Genomic DNA, 18,989 nt, shown 5'->3' with positions numbered 1-18,989 from the left:
GTCCGGTCGATGGGCCGGCTGCGGTCGTACGGGTCGACGGCCGGGCCGCCGCCCGGCTCACCGGTGTGGACGTCGTCGGGGAAGGTGGGCTGCAGATAGCCGCCGTCGTCCTCGCACGAGTCGTTGCTCCGGTCGACGTCGTACTCGAAGAGCCTCAGTCTGCCCGCCGTGGCCTGCCACTGCCCCGGGTCCGACAGCAGCATCGTGACCTGGCGGCGGACGATGGTGCGGGCCACGGGGCCGAAGTCCTGCCCGGTACGGACGAGGGGGTAGACGAAGGTGTAGTCCGCGCGCACCTCCACCTGGCCGGGTTCTCCGGCGGCGAAGCTCATGTGGCCCCGGACCTTGACCACGTCGCCCAGCACGCGCACCTGGGCCGGGTCGAAACGGCTGAAGAAGACGGTGGGGTCGTCGTCGCGCGTGGGTCCGGTCAGAGCCCGCTCCATCCGCGACCGCATCTGCGAGTCCAACGGGTCCAGCAGGTCGAACGCGGCGGTGGGCCGTGCCCCGCGCAACACGGCGGGATCGAGATTGCTCGCGACCAGGTAGTCCTTCGTGTGGCGCAACGCCAGTTCCACGTCGGCCTTGCTCATCCCGCCGGTCGCCTTCGCCTCGGGCAGCTCGATGGCGTCCGCACCGTCCGCCCAGCGCTCCGCCGGTGACCCCAGGAACGGCCGCTCGTGGGTGGGCTGCTCGGGCAGGGCGGCACCGCCGGGCGCGGCGGTGGGCAGCGCCGTCTCCGCGGGCAGCGGCGAAGCGGCGGCTCCCGTCGGCTCCTCGGGTATCCCGTCGAACACCAGTGAGGGCTTCACGACCAGCACGGCGACCGCGGCGGCCACCAGCACCCCGACGGCCGACTTGATCCGACGCCGACGGCTGCGGCCGCCGTTCGCCTCCTGCCACGCCGGCCCCGTCCGCCAACCCGGCGGCTGCGACGACGACGTGGCCTTCCTCCGGCCCCACCGCCGGCCGCCGGAGGCCGCCGCCTCGTCCTGCGCCCGCAGCCGCTCCGTCACCATCCGCGCCCGCGCGGACGGCTCCTTGGGCGCCGCGGCGCCGCCGCCGTCGGCGGCCTCCCGCAGGAACGCGTCCAGCTGCTCGTCGGAGAAGGACGGCGACGGTTCCCGGTCGTCGTCGGAACGCTCGGGGGGCGGGACAGTGCTCACGGGCTCGCTCTCGTGGTCCGGGGCGAGACTCTCGCCGGTCAGTGATCGAACCAGTGTTCCCGATCTTCACAGCGCGCTCACAGAAGCGGGCGCGAGCCGTGATCCAACCGGTACCGGCGGAGAACGCGAGAGGACCCGCACGACCGAAGTCGTGCGGGTCCTCTCAGGCGTCAAGCCCTGGTCAGGTCATGCGACCGGACAAGCAAGCGGAGCTTACTTGTTGATCTTGGTGACCTGGCCGGCGCCCACGGTCCGGCCACCCTCACGGATGGCGAACTTCAGGCCCTCTTCCATGGCGACGGGCTGGATGAGCTCCACCTTCATCTCGGTGTTGTCACCCGGCATGACCATCTCGGTGCCCTCGGGGAGGGTCACCACGCCGGTCACGTCCGTCGTGCGGAAGTAGAACTGCGGACGGTAGTTGTTGAAGAACGGCGTGTGGCGGCCACCCTCGTCCTTGGACAGGATGTAGGCCTGCGCCTCGAACTCGGTGTGCGGGGTGACCGAGCCCGGCTTGATGATGACCTGGCCGCGCTCGACGTCCTCGCGCTTGATGCCGCGGAGCAGCAGACCGACGTTCTCACCGGCCTGGCCCTCGTCGAGGAGCTTCCGGAACATCTCGATGCCGGTGACCGTGGTGGTGGTCTTCTCGGTCTTGATGCCGATGATGTCGACGGTCTCGTTGACCTTGAGGACACCACGCTCGATGCGGCCGGTGACGACCGTACCGCGACCGGTGATGGTGAAGACGTCCTCGATCGGCATCAGGAACGGCTTGTCGACGTCACGCTCGGGCTCCGGGATGGCCTCGTCCACGGCCTTCATGAGCTCGAGGACCGAGTTGCCCCACTCCTTGTCGCCCTCGAGGGCCTTCAGAGCGGAGACCTTGACGACCGGAACGTCGTCGCCCGGGAACTCGTACTCGGAGAGGAGCTCACGCACCTCGAGCTCGACGAGCTCCAGGATCTCCTCGTCGTCCACCATGTCGGCCTTGTTCAGGGCGACGACGATGTACGGAACGCCGACCTGGCGGGCCAGGAGCACGTGCTCCTTGGTCTGCGGCATCGGGCCGTCGGTGGCGGCGACCACGAGGATGGCGCCGTCCATCTGCGCCGCACCCGTGATCATGTTCTTGATGTAGTCCGCGTGACCGGGGCAGTCGACGTGGGCGTAGTGACGCGTCTCGGTCTGGTACTCGACGTGCGCGATGGAGATGGTGATACCGCGCTGGCGCTCTTCGGGAGCCTTGTCGATCTGGTCGAAGGCCGAGGCCTCGTTCAGGTCCGGGTACGCGTCGTGCAGCACCTTGGTAATGGCGGCCGTGAGGGTCGTCTTACCGTGGTCGATGTGACCGATGGTGCCGATGTTGACGTGCGGCTTAGTCCGCTCGAACTTCGCCTTCGCCACTGGGGTCCTCCTGTGGAGTGGTTCTGTACGCCTTACTCATCGGCGCCAGGTGATCTTTGCTGGGAAACCCGGGCCAGGGGGCATTCCGCCGGGTTGGCGGTGGAATGCCCCTTGCAGGCTCCGGGGTCAAGCCTAAAGCGTGTACGGGGGGTCCGTTAAACGGAGTCCCTTACTCGCCCTTGGCCTTCGCGATGATCTCCTCGGCGACGTTCCGGGGAACCTCGGCGTAGGAGTCGAACTGCATCGAGTAGCTTGCGCGACCCGACGTCTTGCTGCGGAGGTCGCCGACGTAGCCGAACATCTCCGACAGGGGCACGAGGCCCTTCACGACGCGGGCACCCGCCCGCTCCTCCATGGCCTGGATCTGGCCACGGCGGGAGTTGATGTCGCCGATGACCTCACCCATGTAGTCCTCGGGCGTGGTGACCTCGACGGCCATCATCGGCTCCAGGAGCACGGGCGAAGCCTTGCGCGCGGCCTCCTTGAAGGCCTGCGAACCGGCGATCTTGAACGCGAGTTCGGAGGAGTCGACCTCGTGGTAGCCACCGTCGATGAGCGTGACGCGGACGCCCGTCATCTCGTAGCCGGCCAGGATGCCGAACTGCATGGCCTCCTGCGCACCGGCGTCCACCGAAGGGATGTACTCCTTCGGGATGCGGCCACCGGTCACCTTGTTCACGAACTCGTACGAGGCGTCGCCGCCCTCGATCGGCTCGATCGCGATCTGCACCTTGGCGAACTGACCGGTACCACCGGTCTGCTTCTTGTGGGTGTAGTCCACGCGCTCGACGGCCTTGCGGATCGTCTCGCGGTAGGCGACCTGCGGCTTGCCGACGTTGGCCTCGACCTTGAACTCACGGCGCATACGGTCGACCAGCACCTCGAGGTGCAGCTCGCCCATACCACCGATGATGGTCTGGCCCGTCTCCTCGTTCGTGTGAACCTGGAAGGACGGGTCCTCCTCGGCCAGACGCTGGATCGCGACGCCCAGCTTCTCCTGGTCGCCCTTCGACTTGGGCTCGATGGCGACCTGGATGACCGGCGCCGGGAAGTCCATGGACTCCAGGATCACCGGGTTCTTGTCGTCGGACAGCGTCTCACCGGTGGTGGTCTGCTTCAGGCCCATGACGGCGACGATGTCGCCGGCGCCCACCGACTCGATCTCCTCACGCTTGTTGGCGTGCATGCGGTAGATCTTGCCGATGCGCTCCTTCTTGCCCTTGACGGAGTTCAGCACCGAGGTGCCGGACTCCAGGCGGCCCGAGTAGACCCGGACGAAGGTGAGCTTGCCGAGGTGCGGGTCGCTCATGATCTTGAACGCGAGCGCGGCCAGCGGCTCGTCCTCGGACGGCTTGCGCTTGATGACGACCTCGGGGTCCTTGACGTCCTGGCCCTCGATGGCCTCGACGTCGAGCGGGGTCGGCAGGTAGCGCACGACCGCGTCGAGCAGGGGCTGGACGCCCTTGTTCTTGAACGCGGTGCCGCAGAACACCGGGGTGACCGTGGTGTCGCTGGACTTGCCGGAGGCGATGGTGATGCGACGGATCGCGGCGTACAGCTGCTCCTCGGTGGGCTCCTGGCCCTCGAGGAACAGCTCCATGATCTCTTCGTCGTTCTCCGCGACGGCCTCGATCAGCTTGGCGCGGTACTCCTCGGCCGGGCCCTGGAGCTCGGCCGGGACGTCGAGGACGTCGTACATCTCGCCCTTGGCGGCCTCGGCGGAGTAGACCAGGGCCTTCATGCGGACCAGGTCCACGACGCCCTTGAAGTCGGCCTCGGCACCGATCGGGAGCTGCATGACCAGCGGCTGGGCGCCCAGGCGGTCCGAGATCATCTCCACGCAGCGGTGGAAGTCGGCGCCGGTACGGTCCAGCTTGTTCACGAAGCAGATGCGCGGGACGCCGTAACGGTCGGCCTGACGCCACACCGTCTCGGACTGCGGCTCGACACCGGCGACACCGTCGAACACGGTCACGGCACCGTCGAGCACACGCAGGGAACGCTCCACCTCGACGGTGAAGTCGACGTGCCCCGGGGTGTCGATGATGTTGATCGTGTAGTCGTTGTCCTCGAGCGGCCAGTGACAGGTGGTCGCAGCAGACGTGATCGTGATGCCACGCTCCTGCTCCTGCTCCATCCAGTCCATGGTGGCAGCGCCGTCGTGGACCTCACCGATCTTGTACGACACACCGGTGTAGAACAGAATCCGCTCGGTGGTGGTCGTCTTGCCCGCGTCGATGTGGGCCATGATCCCGATGTTGCGGACCTTGGCCAGGTCAAGTGAAGTGGTAGCCATAAGGCTTCAGTCTTCTCTCGGTCTCGATGTGGGTAGCGACTACCAGCGGTAGTGCGCGAAGGCCTTGTTGGACTCGGCCATCTTGTGCGTGTCCTCGCGCTTCTTCACAGCGGCGCCGAGGCCGTTGGAGGCGTCGAGGAGCTCGTTGAGCAGACGCTCGGTCATGGTCTTCTCGCGACGGGCGCGGGAGTAACCGACGAGCCAGCGCAGCGCGAGGGTGTTGGCGCGACCGGGCTTGACCTCGATCGGCACCTGGTACGTCGCACCACCGACGCGGCGGGACTTGACCTCGAGGGTCGGCTTGATGTTCTCGAGAGCGCGCTTGAGCGTGATGACCGGGTCGTTGCCGGTCTTCTCGCGCAGACCCTCCATGGCACCGTAGACGATGCGCTCGGCGGTGGAGCGCTTGCCGTTCAGCAGCACCTTGTTGATCAGGGAGGTCACCAGAGGAGAACCGTAGACCGGGTCGATGATGACCGGGCGCTTCGGGGCGGGGCCCTTACGAGGCATTCTTACTTCTCCTTCTTGGCGCCGTAGCGGCTGCGGGCCTGCTTGCGGTTCTTGACACCCTGGGTGTCGAGCGAGCCGCGGATGATCTTGTAGCGAACACCCGGCAGGTCCTTCACACGGCCGCCGCGCACGAGCACGATGGAGTGCTCCTGCAGGTTGTGTCCCTCACCCGGAATGTAAGCAGTGACCTCGATACCGCTGGTCAGACGCACACGCGCGACCTTACGCAGGGCCGAGTTCGGCTTCTTCGGGGTGGTCGTGAACACACGCGTGCAGACGCCGCGACGCTGGGGCGAACCCTCGAGTGCGGGCGTCTTGTTCTTCTCGACCTTGTCCTGCCGGCCCTTGCGGACCAGCTGCTGGATCGTAGGCACTACTTCTCCGGTTTCTGTGTGCCGAATGGTGAAGCTAACCTGGGACGTCACCGACCCACGCGGTCGGGTGTGTCGAACCTGCGGACTCTCGCCGCGGGGACGGAAAGAGGCGCGGATTGCGGTGGCCGCTCACGGCCTCCGGTGCGGTTGAAGGCACGCACGAAGGCCAGGGCACACCCCAGGCACAAGGTCTGAGCGTACCTATCGCATTCGCTGCGGTCAAAACAAATGGGCGAGTCCAACAGTGGCATCCGGCTCGCACCGCTTTCACCCGATCCGCACCCGGTCCGCACCCGGGCGCCCGGCGACCGCGCACCGGCTCAGGTGCGCGGCACCGGGACCCGCGCCTCGCCCTGGCCGGCGGGGACCCCGGAGTCCGGGGCGGCGGTGGTCGGGGGATCAGCGGTCGGGGGGTCGGCGGCCGGGACGGAGGCCCCGGCCCGCCCGGCCGCCGTGTCGTGCCGGACGAAGTACGTGGGCCTGTTCTGCACCGCCGTGTAGATCCGGCCGACGTACTCGCCGAGCAGGCCCACGCAGACCAGCTGGACGGCCCCGATGAACACGATCCCCGTGAAGAGCGAGGTCCAGCCGGGCACCGTGTGGCCCAGGGCGAAGGCGGTCAGCGTGTAGACCAGCAGGCCCAGGCAGACCAGGAAGGCGCCGGCGCCCAGCCAGGTGGCGATGCGCAGCGGGGCCGCGGAGAAGCCGGTGACGCTGTCGACCGCGAGGCGGATCATCCGGCCCAGCGGGTACTTCGTCCGGCCCGCGGTGCGCGGCGCGCGCTCGTACGTCACCTGTCCGCTGGGGAAGCCCAGCCAGGGCACGAGCAGCCGGTAGACCCGCTGCTGGTCCGGCAGGGCCTTCAAGGCGTCCACGGCGGCCCGGCTCAGCAGCCGGAAGTCGCCCGCGTGGGCGGTGACCGACGGTCCGGCCAGGCGGCGCATGAGCCGGTAGTAGACGCCCGCGGTCCAGCGCTTGAACCCGGTGTCGCTGCTGCGGTCGTCCCGGACGCCGTAGACGATGTCGAGGTTCTCGGCGCGGGCCAGCGCCAGCATGTCGGGGATCTTCTCCGGCGGGTCCTGGAGGTCGGCGTCCAGACTCACCACGTAGGCCCCGGCCGCCCGGTCCAGTCCGGCGGTGAGGGCGGCCTGATGGCCGGAATTGCGCCGCAGCGCGATCACGCGCAGCTCGGGCCAGCCCAGCCGGAAGGCGGCGAGCAGCTCCGCGGTGCGGTCGACGCTGCCGTCGTCCACGGCGACGACCTCGTGGACGACGCCCAGCTCCGTCAGGACCGGCCGCAGCCTGCTGACCAGCGCGGGCAGGGCCTCTTCCTCGTTGTACATGGGTATGACGACCGACAGCACGATCGGCTCGTCCCGTTCCTCGGACACCGGCCCTCCCCTCGCCCCCCTGTCACCGAGCACAGATGTGCGACTCTTGTGCGATCTTATGGCAGCGATTGCCCGTCTAGGGCGGACCGAGGGGATGACAGCCATGGACACGGCTGCCGACGGCACGGCGACCGACGCGTCGGCCGGCGCACGCGACGGGCTCCCCGGCGGACGCCGCGAGACGGCCGGGCCCCGGCCCGGGACCGGGCCCCTCGGCCGGGCCCGGGCGGCCTGGGACGGCCGACGGCCCGCGTGGACCCGCCGCCTCGCCCTGCCGGCCGGCGCACGCCCCTACGTGCCCGCGCTCGCCCTGTACGGCGTCACCAAGCTCGTCGGCCTCACGGTCTTCGCCTCCCTGCTGGAGTACGCCGGGGACTACCACGACAAGAAGCCGCGCTTCGGCGGCGGCGCCCACTGGTGGGACGTCCTGGCCACCTGGGACGGCTGGTGGTACCTCCAGGTCGCCGAGCACGGCTACCACCCCTCACTGATACGGCTCGACTCCGACGGCCTGTTCACCGTCCAGCAGAACTCGGTGGCTTTCTTCCCGCTCTACCCGGGTCTGATCCGCATGGTCTCGGAGGTCACCGGACTCGGCCTGTACGGCTCCGGGATCCTGGTCTCCGTCCTGGCCTCGTTCGTCGCCGCCGCGGGCATCTACGCCGTGGTCCGCCTGGTCGCCGGGGCCCGGGCGGGCACCATCGCCGCGGGGCTGTGGGCCGTGGCGCCGGGCGCGGGCGTCGAGTGGGCGGTGTACTCCGAGTCCGTGTTCGTCGCCCTCGCCGCCTGGGCCTGCTACGCCGTGATGACCCGGCGCTGGGTCGCGGCCGGCCTGCTGGCCTTCACCGCCGGCCTGAACCGCCCCACGTCCGCCGTGCTCATCGGCGCCGTGGGGCTCGCCGCCCTGGTGACCCTGGCCCGTCCCGCGAGCCGGCGCGAGCACGGCGTACGGGGCCCGCTGTACGCCGCCGCCATCGCCCCGCTGGGCCTGCTCGCCTACATCGCCTGGGTCGGCTACAGCACCGGCGAGCCCACGGCGTACTTCATCCTCCAGCGCGAGGGCTGGGCGCACTTCTTCGACTACGGCGCCTACACCCTGGACGTGCTGCGCAACCTGGCGGTGGGCCGGGGCGACTACGTCTTCGCCTTCTCCACCCCCGACCTGCTCTCCCTCCAGCTGGTCCTGGCGCTGCCCTTCCTGATCGCCCTGATGCTGCGCAAGAGGCCCCCGCTGGTGCTCGTCGCCTACACCCTGGCGACGATCGTCACGGTCCTGGGCACCCAGCAGATGTTCGGCAACACCATGCGCTACCTGCTCCCCGCCTTTCCCCTCCTCCTCGCCCCGGCAGCGGCCCTGAGCCGCCTGAAGCCGCCGAGCCTGGCCGTCTTCTTCACGACGGCGGCGATCGCGTCGGGCTGGTACGCGCACTACGTCATCTTCGAACTGGGCGTGCCGTAGACGGTCCCGGCCCGGAACGCCGAAGGGCGGCCACCCCTCGCGGGGTGGCCGCCCTTCGGTCGTATCAAGCTGCTCGCTTACTGGTTGTACGGACCGTAGTCGTAGTCCTCCAGCGGAACGGCCTGGCCGGAGCCCGTGCCGAACGGCGAGTAGTCGATGTCGTCGTAGCCGACGGCCGAGTACATCGCGGCCTTGGCCTCCTCGGTCGGCTCGACCCGGATGTTGCGGTAGCGGGACAGGCCCGTACCGGCCGGGATGAGCTTACCGATGATGACGTTCTCCTTGAGGCCGATGAGGCTGTCGGACTTGGCGTTGATCGCCGCGTCCGTCAGGACTCGGGTCGTCTCCTGGAAGGAGGCGGCCGACAGCCAGGACTCCGTCGCCAGCGAGGCCTTGGTGATACCCATCAGCTGCGGACGACCGGAGGCCGGGTGACCGCCCTCCTGGACCACACGACGGTTCTCGGTCTCGAACTTCGACCGCTCGACCAGCTCGCCGGGCAGCAGCTCGGCGTCGCCGGACTCGATGATCGTCACGCGGCGCAGCATCTGCCGGATGATGATCTCGATGTGCTTGTCGTGGATCGACACGCCCTGCGAGTTGTAGACCTTCTGGACCTCGCCGACCAGGTGGACCTGGACGGCACGCTGACCCAGGATGCGCAGCACGTCGTGCGGGTTGGTGGCACCCACGGTGAGCTTCTGGCCCACCTCGACGTGGTCGCCCTCGCCGACCAGCAGACGGGCACGCTTCGAGATCGGGTAGGCCGTCTCGTCGCTGCCGTCGTCCGGGGTGACGACGATCTTCTTGGTCTTCTCGGTCTCCTCGATCCGCACGCGGCCGGAGGCCTCGGAGATCGGGGCGACGCCCTTCGGGGTACGGGCCTCGAAGAGCTCGACGACACGGGGCAGACCCTGGGTGATGTCGTCACCGGCCACACCACCGGTGTGGAAGGTACGCATCGTCAGCTGGGTACCGGGCTCACCGATGGACTGGGCGGCGATGATGCCGACCGCCTCACCGATGTCGACCAGCTTGCCGGTGGCCAGGGAGCGGCCGTAGCACATGGCGCAGGTGCCGACCTGGGACTCGCAGGTCAGGATCGAGCGGGTCTTGACCTCCTCGACACCGTGGCGCACGAGCTGGTCGATGAGCACGTCACCGAGGTCGACGTTGGCCGGCGCGATCACCTTGCCGTCGATGACGACGTCCTCGGCGAGCATGCGGGCGTACACGCTGGTCTCGACGTCGTCCGCCTTGCGCAGGACACCGTCCTCGCCGCGCTCGGCGATCCGCAGCTTCAGACCGCGCTCGGTGCCGCAGTCCTCCTCGCGGATGATGACGTCCTGGGAGACGTCGACCAGACGACGGGTGAGGTAACCCGAGTCGGCGGTACGCAGGGCGGTGTCCGCCAGACCCTTACGGGCACCGTGCGTGGAGATGAAGTACTCCAGCACGGACAGACCCTCACGGAACGACGCCTTGATCGGACGCGGGATCGTCTCGTTCTTCGCGTTCGACACCAGACCACGCATACCGGCGATCTGACGCATCTGCATCATGTTGCCTCGTGCACCCGAGTTCACCATCATGAAGATCGGGTTGGTCTTCGGGAAGTTGTCGTTCATCGCCTCGGCGACCTCGTTGGTCGCCTTGGTCCAGATCGCGATGAGCTCCTGCGTGCGCTCGTCCTTGGTGATCAGACCGCGCTCGTACTGCTTCTGGACCTTCTCGTCCTGCGCCTCGTAGCCGCGGACGATCTCCTTCTTCGCTTCGGGAACGACGACGTCGGAGATGGCCACGGTGACGCCGGAACGGGTCGCCCAGAAGAAGCCGGCCGCCTTCAGGTTGTCGAGCGTCGCCGCCACGATGACCTTCGGGTAGCGCTCGGCGAGGTCGTTGACGATCTCGGAGAGCTGCTTCTTGCCGACCTCGTAGTCGACGAACGGGTAGTCCTCGGGCAGCAGCTCGTTGAAGAGCGCGCGGCCCAGCGTGGTCTTCAGGGTGAAGGTGTCACCCTGCTGCCACTCCGGCTCACCCTCCTCGCGCGCCGGGGGCTCCCAGCCGCGGGGCGGGATGGTGCCCACCGGGAAGCGGATGTCGACCTTCGACTGGAGCGACAGCTCGCCCGCGTCGAACGCCATGATCGCCTCCGCGACCGAGGCGAAGGAACGGCCCTCGCCCTTGAGGTCGCGGCCCTCGCCGTCGGTGGTGAGGAAGAACAGACCGAGGACCATGTCCTGGGTCGGCATCGTCACCGGACGGCCGTCGGCCGGCTTGAGGATGTTGTTCGAGGACAGCATCAGGATGCGGGCCTCGGCCTGCGCCTCCGCGGACAGCGGCAGGTGGACGGCCATCTGGTCACCGTCGAAGTCCGCGTTGAACGCGGTGCAGACGAGCGGGTGGATCTGGATGGCCTTGCCCTCGACCAGCTGCGGCTCGAAGGCCTGGATGCCGAGGCGGTGCAGCGTGGGCGCACGGTTCAGCAGGACCGGGTGCTCCGCGATGACCTCTTCCAGCACGTCGTACACGACCGTGCGGCCGCGCTCGACCATGCGCTTGGCGCTCTTGATGTTCTGCGCGTGGTTCAGGTCGACCAGGCGCTTCATCACGAACGGCTTGAAGAGCTCCAGCGCCATGGCCTTGGGCAGACCGCACTGGTGCAGCTTGAGCTGCGGGCCGACGACGATGACGGAACGCGCCGAGTAGTCGACTCGCTTGCCGAGCAGGTTCTGACGGAAGCGGCCCTGCTTGCCCTTGAGCATGTCGGACAGCGACTTCAGCGGACGGTTGCCGGGGCCCGTGACCGGGCGGCCACGACGGCCGTTGTCGAAGAGCGCGTCCACGGCCTCCTGGAGCATGCGCTTCTCGTTGTTCACGATGATCTCGGGCGCGCCGAGGTCGAGAAGCCGCTTCAGGCGGTTGTTGCGGTTGATGACGCGGCGGTACAGGTCGTTCAGGTCGGAGGTCGCGAAGCGGCCACCGTCCAGCTGCACCATCGGACGCAGGTCCGGCGGGATGACCGGCACGCAGTCCAGCACCATGCCCTTGGGGCTGTTGCTGGTCTGCAGGAACGCGGAGACGACCTTGAGGCGCTTGAGCGCGCGGGTCTTCTTCTGGCCCTTGCCGGTGCGGATGATCTCGCGGAGGCGCTCGGCCTCCTCCTCGAGGTCGAAGGACTCCAGGCGCTTCTGCAGCGCGGCGGCGCCCATCGAGCCGTCGAAGTACGTGCCGAAGCGGTCGCGCAGCTCGCGGTAGAGCAGCTCGTCGCCCTCGAGGTCCTGGACCTTGAGGTTCTTGAACCGGTTCCACACCTCGTCGAGGCGGTCGATCTCGCGCTGCGCGCGGTCGCGCAGCTGCTTCATCTCGCGCTCGGCACCCTCGCGCACCTTGCGGCGCACGTCGGCCTTGGCGCCCTCGGCCTCCAGCTCGGCCAGGTCGGTCTCGAGCTTCTTGGCCCGGGCCTCGAGGTCGGCGTCGCGGCGGTTCTCGATCTGCTGACGCTCGACGGAGACGTGGGCCTCCAGCGACGGCAGGTCGCGGGTGCGGCGCTCCTCGTCCACGAACGTGATCATGTACGCGGCGAAGTAGATGACCTTCTCGAGGTCCTTCGGCGCCAGGTCCAGCAGGTAGCCCAGGCGCGACGGGACGCCCTTGAAGTACCAGATGTGGGTGACGGGGGCGGCCAGTTCGATGTGGCCCATCCGCTCACGGCGCACCTTGGCGCGCGTGACCTCCACGCCACAGCGCTCACAGATGATGCCCTTGAAGCGGACGCGCTTGTACTTGCCGCAGTAGCACTCCCAGTCCCGGGTCGGACCGAAGATCTTCTCGCAGAAGAGTCCGTCCTTCTCGGGCTTGAGGGTGCGGTAGTTGATGGTCTCGGGCTTCTTGACCTCGCCGTGGCTCCACTGACGGATGTCGTCAGCGGTGGCCAGACCGATCCGGAGCTCGTCGAAGAAGTTGACGTCGAGCACTATGCGTCAATCCCTCTCAGGGTTGTAAGTCTTGGGGTCTGAATCGGGGGTCCTGGGGCCGGCGGGCCTTGATCGCTCAAGGCCCGCCGAAACTCCCGTCAGACCTCTTCGACGCTGCTCGGCTCGCGCCGGGACAGGTCGATGCCGAGCTCCTCCGCAGCGCGGAAGACGTCCTCGTCGGTGTCGCGCATCTCGATGGACATGCCGTCCGAGGACAGCACCTCCACGTTGAGGCACAGGGACTGCATCTCCTTGATGAGCACCTTGAAGGACTCGGGGATGCCGGGCTCAGGGATGTTCTCGCCCTTGACGATGGCCTCGTAGACCTTCACGCGGCCGGTGACGTCGTCGGACTTGATGGTCAGCAGCTCCTGGAGGGCGTACGCGGCGCCGTAAGCCTCCAGCGCCCACACCTCCATCTCACCGAAGCGCTGGCCACCGAACTGGGCCTTACCACCCAGCGGCTGCTGGGTGATCATCGAGTACGGGCCGGTCGAGCGGGCGTGCAGCTTGTCGTCGACCAGGTGGTGCAGCTTGAGGATGTACATGTAGCCGACCGAGATCGGGTCCGGGAACGGCTCACCGCTGCGGCCGTCGAACAGCCGCGCCTTGCCGGACGGGAGCACCATGCGCTCGCCGTCGCGGTTCGGGATGGTGTGCTGCAGCAGACCTGCGAGCTCGTCCTCACGCGCACCGTCGAAGACCGGGGTGGCGACGTTGGTGCCGGGCTCGACCTGGTCGGCGCCGATGGCCTGGAGGCGCTGCGCCCACTCGTCCGCGAGGCCGGAGACGTCCCAGCCGCGGCTGGCGAGCCAGCCGAGGTGGATCTCCAGGACCTGTCCCGGGTTCATTCGGGACGGGACACCCAGCGGGTTGAGGATGATGTCGACCGGGGTGCCGTCCTCCAGGAACGGCATGTCCTCGATCGGCAGGATCTTCGAGATGACACCCTTGTTGCCGTGACGGCCGGCGAGCTTGTCACCGTCGGTGATCTTGCGCTTCTGCGCGACGTAGACGCGCACCAGCTGGTTCACACCGGGGGGAAGCTCGTCGCCCTCCTCGCGGTCGAAGACGCGGACGCCGATGACCTTGCCGATCTCGCCGTGCGGCACCTTCAGCGAGGTGTCACGGACCTCACGGGCCTTCTCGCCGAAGATCGCGCGCAGCAGGCGCTCCTCGGGCGTCAGCTCGGTCTCGCCCTTGGGCGTGACCTTGCCGACGAGGATGTCGCCGGCGACGACGTCGGCACCGATGCGGATGATGCCGCGCTCGTCGAGGTCGGCGAGGACCTCCTCGGAGACGTTCGGGATGTCCCGGGTGATCTCCTCGGGGCCGAGCTTGGTGTCACGGGCGTCGACCTCGTGCTCCTCGATGTGGATCGAGGAGAGGACGTCGTCCTGCACGAGGCGCTGCGACAGGATGATCGCGTCCTCGTAGTTGTGACCCTCCCACGGCATGAAGGCGACCAGCAGGTTCTTGCCGAGCGCCATCTCGCCGTTCTCGGTGGCCGGACCGTCGGCGAGGACCTGGCCCTCGACGACCCGGTCGCCCTCGTTGACGATGACCTTCTGGTTGACCGAGGTGCCCTGGTTGGAACGGGCGAACTTGGCCAGGCGGTACGTGATGTACGTGCCGTCGTCGTTGGTGGTGGTGATGTAGTCCGCGGAGACCTCCTGGACCACGCCCGCCTTCTCGGCCTTGACCACGTCGCCGGCGTCGACCGCGGAGCGGTACTCCATGCCGGTGCCGACGAGCGGCGACTCGCTCTTGATGAGCGGGACGGCCTGACGCATCATGTTCGCGCCCATGAGGGCACGGTTGGCGTCGTCGTGCTCGAGGAACGGGATCATGGCGGTCGCGACCGACACCATCTGGCGCGGCGAGACGTCCATGTAGTCGACGTCGTCGCCGGGGACGTAGTCGACCTCGCCGCCGCGGCGGCGGACCAGCACGCGGTTCTCGGCGAAGCGGAACTCGTCGGTCAGCGGCGCGTTGGCCTGCGCGATGACGAAGCGGTCCTCCTCGTCGGCGGTCAGGTAGTCGACCTCGTCGGTGACCTGGCCGTCGACGACCTTGCGGTACGGCGTCTCGATGAAGCCGAACGGGTTGATCCGGCCGTACGAGGCGAGCGAGCCGATCAGACCGATGTTCGGGCCTTCCGGCGTCTCGATCGGGCACATGCGGCCGTAGTGCGACGGGTGCACGTCGCGGACCTCGAAGCCGGCCCGCTCACGGGAGAGACCACCCGGGCCGAGGGCGTTCAGACGACGCTTGTGCGTCAGCCCCGACAGCGGGTTGTTCTGGTCCATGAACTGGGACAGCTGGCTGGTGCCGAAGAACTCCTTGATGGAGGCGACGACCGGCCGGATGTTGATCAGGGTCTGCGGCGTGATCGCCTCGACGTCCTGGGTGGTCATGCGCTCGCGCACGACCCGCTCCATACGGGCGAGACCCGTACGGACCTGGTTCTGGATCAGCTCGCCGACGTTGCGGATGCGGCGGTTGCCGAAGTGGTCGATGTCGTCGGTCTCGACGATGATCGAACGGCCCGACTCGCCGACCGTCTCGGTCTCACCGGCGTGCAGCTTCACCAGGTACTTGATGGTGGCGATGATGTCGTCGGTGGTGAGCACGCCGGCGTCCAGCGGCTCGTCCGCGCCGAGCTTCTTGTTCACCTTGTAGCGGCCGACCTTGGCGAGGTCGTAGCGCTTGGGGTTGAAGTAGAGGTTCTCGAGCAGCGTCTGCGCGGCCTCACGGGTCGGGGGCTCGCCCGGACGCAGCTTGCGGTAGATGTCGAGCAGCGCGTCGTCCTGGCCCTGGGTGTGGTCCTTCTCCAGGGTGGCGCGCATGGACTCGTACTCGCCGAACTCCTCGAGGATCTGCTCGGTGGTCCAGCCGAGGGCCTTGAGGAGGACGGTCACGGACTGCTTGCGCTTGCGGTCGATGCGCACACCGACCATGTCGCGCTTGTCGATCTCCATCTCCAGCCAGGCACCCCGGGACGGGATGATCTTGGCGGAGAAGATGTCCTTGTCGGACGTCTTGTCGATGGAGGAGTCGAAGTAGACGCCCGGCGAGCGGACCAGCTGGGACACCACGACACGCTCGGTGCCGTTGATGACGAAGGTGCCCTTGTTCGTCATGAGCGGGAAGTCGCCCATGAAGACGGTCTGGGACTTGATCTCGCCGGTCTCGTTGTTGGTGAACTCGGCGGTGACGAAGAGCGGGGCCGCGTACGTGAAGTCGCGCTCCTTGCACTCGTCGATGCTGTTCTTCGGAGGCTCGAAACGGTGGTCGCGGAACGTCAACGACATCGACCCGGAGAAGTCCTCGATCGGGGAGATCTCCTCGAAGATCTCTTCCAGACCGGACTTGGTGGGGACGTCGTGACCGGACTCCAGAGCCGACTCGACGCGAGCCTTCCACGCGTCGTTGCCGAGCAGCCAGTCGAAGCTCTCGGTTTGCAGCGCGAGAAGGTTCGGAACCTCGAGGGGCTCCTTGATCTTTGCAAAGGAGATGCGCAGCGGGGCGGTGCTGGCAGCGTTGTTCGTATTCGCGGTCGAGGCATTGCGCGAGGCGGCCAAGAGGGGGTCCTTCCGAGGGCTCGGACTCACTACGCGCGTACCGGCCCCTCTTCCTCACACGGAGACAGGGAGTGTCTGATGTGGCTGAAGAGCCAGGTCAGACGTGCTCTGGTCGTCAGTGCTCGGGCGAGGGTAGACCCCTGGTGACGGGCAGGGGGCAGCTAACAGGCAGCGCAAAGGGACAGTGTAGCCACTTGGCCCACTGATGTCCAGTGCGGGTTTCCCGAACCGTGTCCGCTCCTCGTTGTACTCACCACCTGCGGCAAGGCCTCGCCCTCAACGCACCGTGATACTGCCCTCTTCGCCGTGGATCCATGCCTCGGATTCGGATCCTTGTGACGACGCGTCCTGAGAATTGCGCGCTGCGTGCGGTTCGTCAAGGCCCCCCTTGTCCAAACCGGCTGCCGTCCAGGGACTCTCAGGGCCCCCGAGACGGCACGACGAAGATCACCATACTCTCCGCCGTCAGCCGTGCAAGGCAGCCGCTGCCGGACCCTCGGAACGCCGAAGAGCGACCACCCGGATGGATGATCGCTCTTCGGTGCTTGCGCGTTACAGGTCCCGAGGAACCCGTGAGGTCTTACTTGACCTCGACCGACGCGCCGGCGCCCTTGAGGGACTCGGCGGCCTTGTCGGCGGTCTCCTTGTTGACCTTCTCGAGGACCGGCTTCGGGGTGCCGTCGACGAGGTCCTTGGCCTCCTTCAGACCCAGGGAGGTCAGCTCACGCACGACCTTGATGACCTGGATCTTCTTGTCGCCGGCGCCGGTGAGGATGACGTCGAACTCGTCCTTCTCCTCGGCGGCCTCGGCCGGGGCGGCCGGACCGGCCGGGCCCGCGACGGCCACGGCGGCGGCGGCGGTGACGTCGAACTTCTCCTCGAAGGCCTTCACGAACTCGGAGAGCTCGATGAGGGTCATCTCCTCGAACTGGGCGAGCAGGTCTTCCTGGCTGAGCTTCGCCATGATGGCGGTCCTTCCACTAATTCGGCAGGTGCCGGATGTACGGGGTGAGGCGGGCGTACGTCGGGCCCGCATCGGCTCTCGCCTCAGGCGGCGAGAGCCGTAAAGCGAGCCGAGTTACTCGGCACCGCCCTGCTCGTCCTGCTTGGCACGGAGCGCGTCCACGGTGCGGACGAGCTTCGAGGGGAGCGCCTGGAAGAGCTGAGCAGTCTGGGACTGCTTGCCCTTGAAGGCACCCGCCAGCTTGGAGAGCAGAACCTCGCGGGACTCGAGGTCCGCGAGCTTCTTGATCTCGTCGGCGGACATCGCCTTGCCGTCAAGGACACCGCCCTTGATGACGAGGTTCGGGTTGTCCTTGGCGAAGTCGCGCAGACCCTTCGCCGACTCCACCGGGTCACCGGTGACGAAGGCGACGGCCGTCGGACCAGCGAAGAGCTGGTCGTCGAGCGTGATCCCGGCCTCATTGGCCGCAATCTTGGTCAGCGTGTTCTTCACCACGGCGTACTGGGCGTTCTCACCGAGCGACCGGCGCAGCGTCTTGAGCTGCGCCACGGTGAGACCGCGGTACTCGGTCAGCACGGCGGCGTTGGAGCTGCGGAACTTGTCCGTCAGCTCGGCAACCGCGGCAGCCTTTTCGGGCGTCGCCATAGAGCCTCGGCCTCCTTCCGGGTGATTCGGACCGCGCGGACCCGAAGGAGGACTGGGGAAAACGAAACGCCCCGGCGCAGGCGCACGGGGCGTGGCTCGACCGGCCGTACACGCTCGAGGCGTGCAGTGCGGGAGCTCATCCACTGTCACCTACGCGGGTCGTCCGCAGTTCAGCGGATCCTTCGGCCACCGTGCCCTCTCACGAGCACACGGCAACGACCAGCGGTCTTTGGCTTCTGTAGGAGCGTACGTGAACGGGGCAGTCTCAAGCAAATCCGCCCGTACGGCGACCCGGCCGGTCTCAGCCCGTCTGGCCCTCCTGCATCATCTCGGCCAGGTCGGCCGTCTCCCCGGCCGGCGGGGCGGTGATCTTCACGGGTTCGTTGAAGTCGAGGAAGGTGACGGTCATGTCCAGCGGGCCCTTGGCGGCGTCGCCGCGCATGCGGAACTGCTTGGCCTGGTCGTCGCCGTCGATCCACATGTCCATCGTGAGCTTGTCGACGCCCATCTTCTTGTACTGCTCGATGCTCTTGCGGCGCTGGTCCCGGGTGGCCTCGTCCTCGTCCGCGAGGGACTTCTCCAGGGCGTCGAGGGTGACGGAGCCCTTGTAGTGCGTGGTCTTCACGCCGTCGACGGTCTCGGTGCCGACCTTCTCCACGTCCTCGGCGCCAGTGAGGAAGGTGGACTCGGCCGCCGGGTTCTTGTCGGCCTGGGAGGCACTGCCGAGCTGGTTGAGCTCCTCGTCGGCACCCATCGCGGACAGGTCGAACTTGATCCAGCTCTTGCCGTCCATCTCCTTGGCCGCCTCGGCGCCGCCGTTGAGGTAGAGGGCCTTGTCGACGAGGCGGATCTCGGCGGTCGCGTCGACGCCCCGGTCGGGCGCCTTCATCTTCATGGTCATCGCGACCGCGGGCTTGAGCTGCATCTCGGCCTCGGCCTCGACGCGACCCTCCTCGGGCGTCTTGCCGGTCATGCGATAGCGGAGGGAGCTGATGTCCTCCGTGTTCTTCGCCGCCTTGGCGACGGCCGCCGCCGGCGTCATCTCGGGGGACTTGTCCGTCCCCTCATCCTTGGAACAGCCCACCGCTCCGGCGGCGAGCAGCAGCGCGGCCAGGCCCGCGCCCACGGGCACGCGCACAGAAGTCTTCGTCATGGATTCCCCCACGGGACACAGGAAGTGGACAGCCGTCACACGACAAGGACGCGAGAGTATCCG

12 protein-coding genes are annotated in these 18,989 nt (G+C 67.8%); 1 reads left to right on the top strand and 11 read right to left on the bottom strand.

The features are described 5' to 3' along the window. From ACZ4V6_RS18495 to ACZ4V6_RS18470, 6 genes are all read right to left on the bottom strand, one after another. A partial coding sequence (locus ACZ4V6_RS18495; protein ID WP_467828389.1) for a hypothetical protein occupies positions 1-1,166 on the bottom strand: 1,166 nt, incomplete at its 3' end. A gap of 213 nt (positions 1,167-1,379) precedes the next feature. Beyond that, positions 1,380-2,573 carry an elongation factor Tu gene (gene tuf, locus ACZ4V6_RS18490; RefSeq protein ID WP_161166423.1) on the bottom strand — a complete coding sequence of 398 codons (1,194 nt, stop codon included), beginning with the start codon at positions 2,571-2,573 and terminating at the stop codon, positions 1,380-1,382. Positions 2,574-2,742: 169 nt separating this feature from the next. Next, positions 2,743-4,869: an elongation factor G gene (gene fusA, locus ACZ4V6_RS18485; RefSeq protein WP_467828386.1), complete on the bottom strand. Its 2,127-nt coding sequence runs from the start codon at positions 4,867-4,869 to the stop codon at positions 2,743-2,745. A 39-nt stretch (positions 4,870-4,908) separates the two neighbouring features. Beyond that, on the bottom strand, positions 4,909-5,379 hold the full coding sequence (rpsG, locus tag ACZ4V6_RS18480; RefSeq protein WP_003974303.1) for a 30S ribosomal protein S7: 471 nt from the start codon (positions 5,377-5,379) through the stop codon (positions 4,909-4,911). Positions 5,380-5,381: 2 nt separating this feature from the next. Further along, the gene (gene rpsL, locus ACZ4V6_RS18475) at positions 5,382-5,753 is read right to left on the bottom strand and encodes a 30S ribosomal protein S12 (RefSeq protein WP_003948652.1); all 372 of its coding nucleotides are present in this window, start codon (positions 5,751-5,753) and stop codon (positions 5,382-5,384) included. A gap of 320 nt (positions 5,754-6,073) precedes the next feature. After that, a complete protein-coding gene (locus tag ACZ4V6_RS18470) occupies positions 6,074-7,096 on the bottom strand; it encodes a glycosyltransferase family 2 protein (RefSeq protein WP_467828969.1) in 1,023 nt (340 codons plus the stop codon). 151 nt (positions 7,097-7,247) lie between these two features. Here ACZ4V6_RS18470 and ACZ4V6_RS18465 point away from each other — a divergent pair, with 151 nt between their 5' ends. Further along, positions 7,248-8,603: a hypothetical protein gene (locus tag ACZ4V6_RS18465; protein WP_467828383.1), complete on the top strand. Its 1,356-nt coding sequence runs from the start codon at positions 7,248-7,250 to the stop codon at positions 8,601-8,603. A 77-nt stretch (positions 8,604-8,680) separates the two neighbouring features. Here ACZ4V6_RS18465 and ACZ4V6_RS18460 read toward each other — a convergent pair whose 3' ends face one another. The 5 genes from ACZ4V6_RS18460 to ACZ4V6_RS18440 form a co-directional block, all read right to left on the bottom strand. Beyond that, entirely contained in the window at positions 8,681-12,580 is a 3,900-nt protein-coding gene (locus ACZ4V6_RS18460; protein ID WP_467828380.1) for a DNA-directed RNA polymerase subunit beta', read from the bottom strand. 98 nt (positions 12,581-12,678) lie between these two features. Beyond that, a complete protein-coding gene (gene rpoB, locus ACZ4V6_RS18455) occupies positions 12,679-16,164 on the bottom strand; it encodes a DNA-directed RNA polymerase subunit beta (RefSeq protein ID WP_467828378.1) in 3,486 nt (1,161 codons plus the stop codon). Between the two features lie 580 nt (positions 16,165-16,744). Next, positions 16,745-17,128: a 50S ribosomal protein L7/L12 gene (gene rplL, locus ACZ4V6_RS18450; RefSeq protein WP_077796782.1), complete on the bottom strand. Its 384-nt coding sequence runs from the start codon at positions 17,126-17,128 to the stop codon at positions 16,745-16,747. Between the two features lie 114 nt (positions 17,129-17,242). After that, entirely contained in the window at positions 17,243-17,773 is a 531-nt protein-coding gene (gene rplJ / locus ACZ4V6_RS18445) for a 50S ribosomal protein L10 (protein ID WP_003974311.1), read from the bottom strand. Between the two features lie 301 nt (positions 17,774-18,074). Next, complete coding sequence (locus tag ACZ4V6_RS18440; protein ID WP_467828375.1) at positions 18,075-18,926, bottom strand: SCO4651 family lipoprotein; 852 nt, start codon at positions 18,924-18,926, stop codon at positions 18,075-18,077. Positions 18,927-18,989 lie beyond the last annotated feature (63 nt).

Source organism: Streptomyces sp. NPDC029152 (assembly GCF_055564355.1).
The sequence above is the reverse complement of the archived record's forward strand: the minus strand, read 5'-3'. Positions and strand labels throughout refer to the sequence as shown.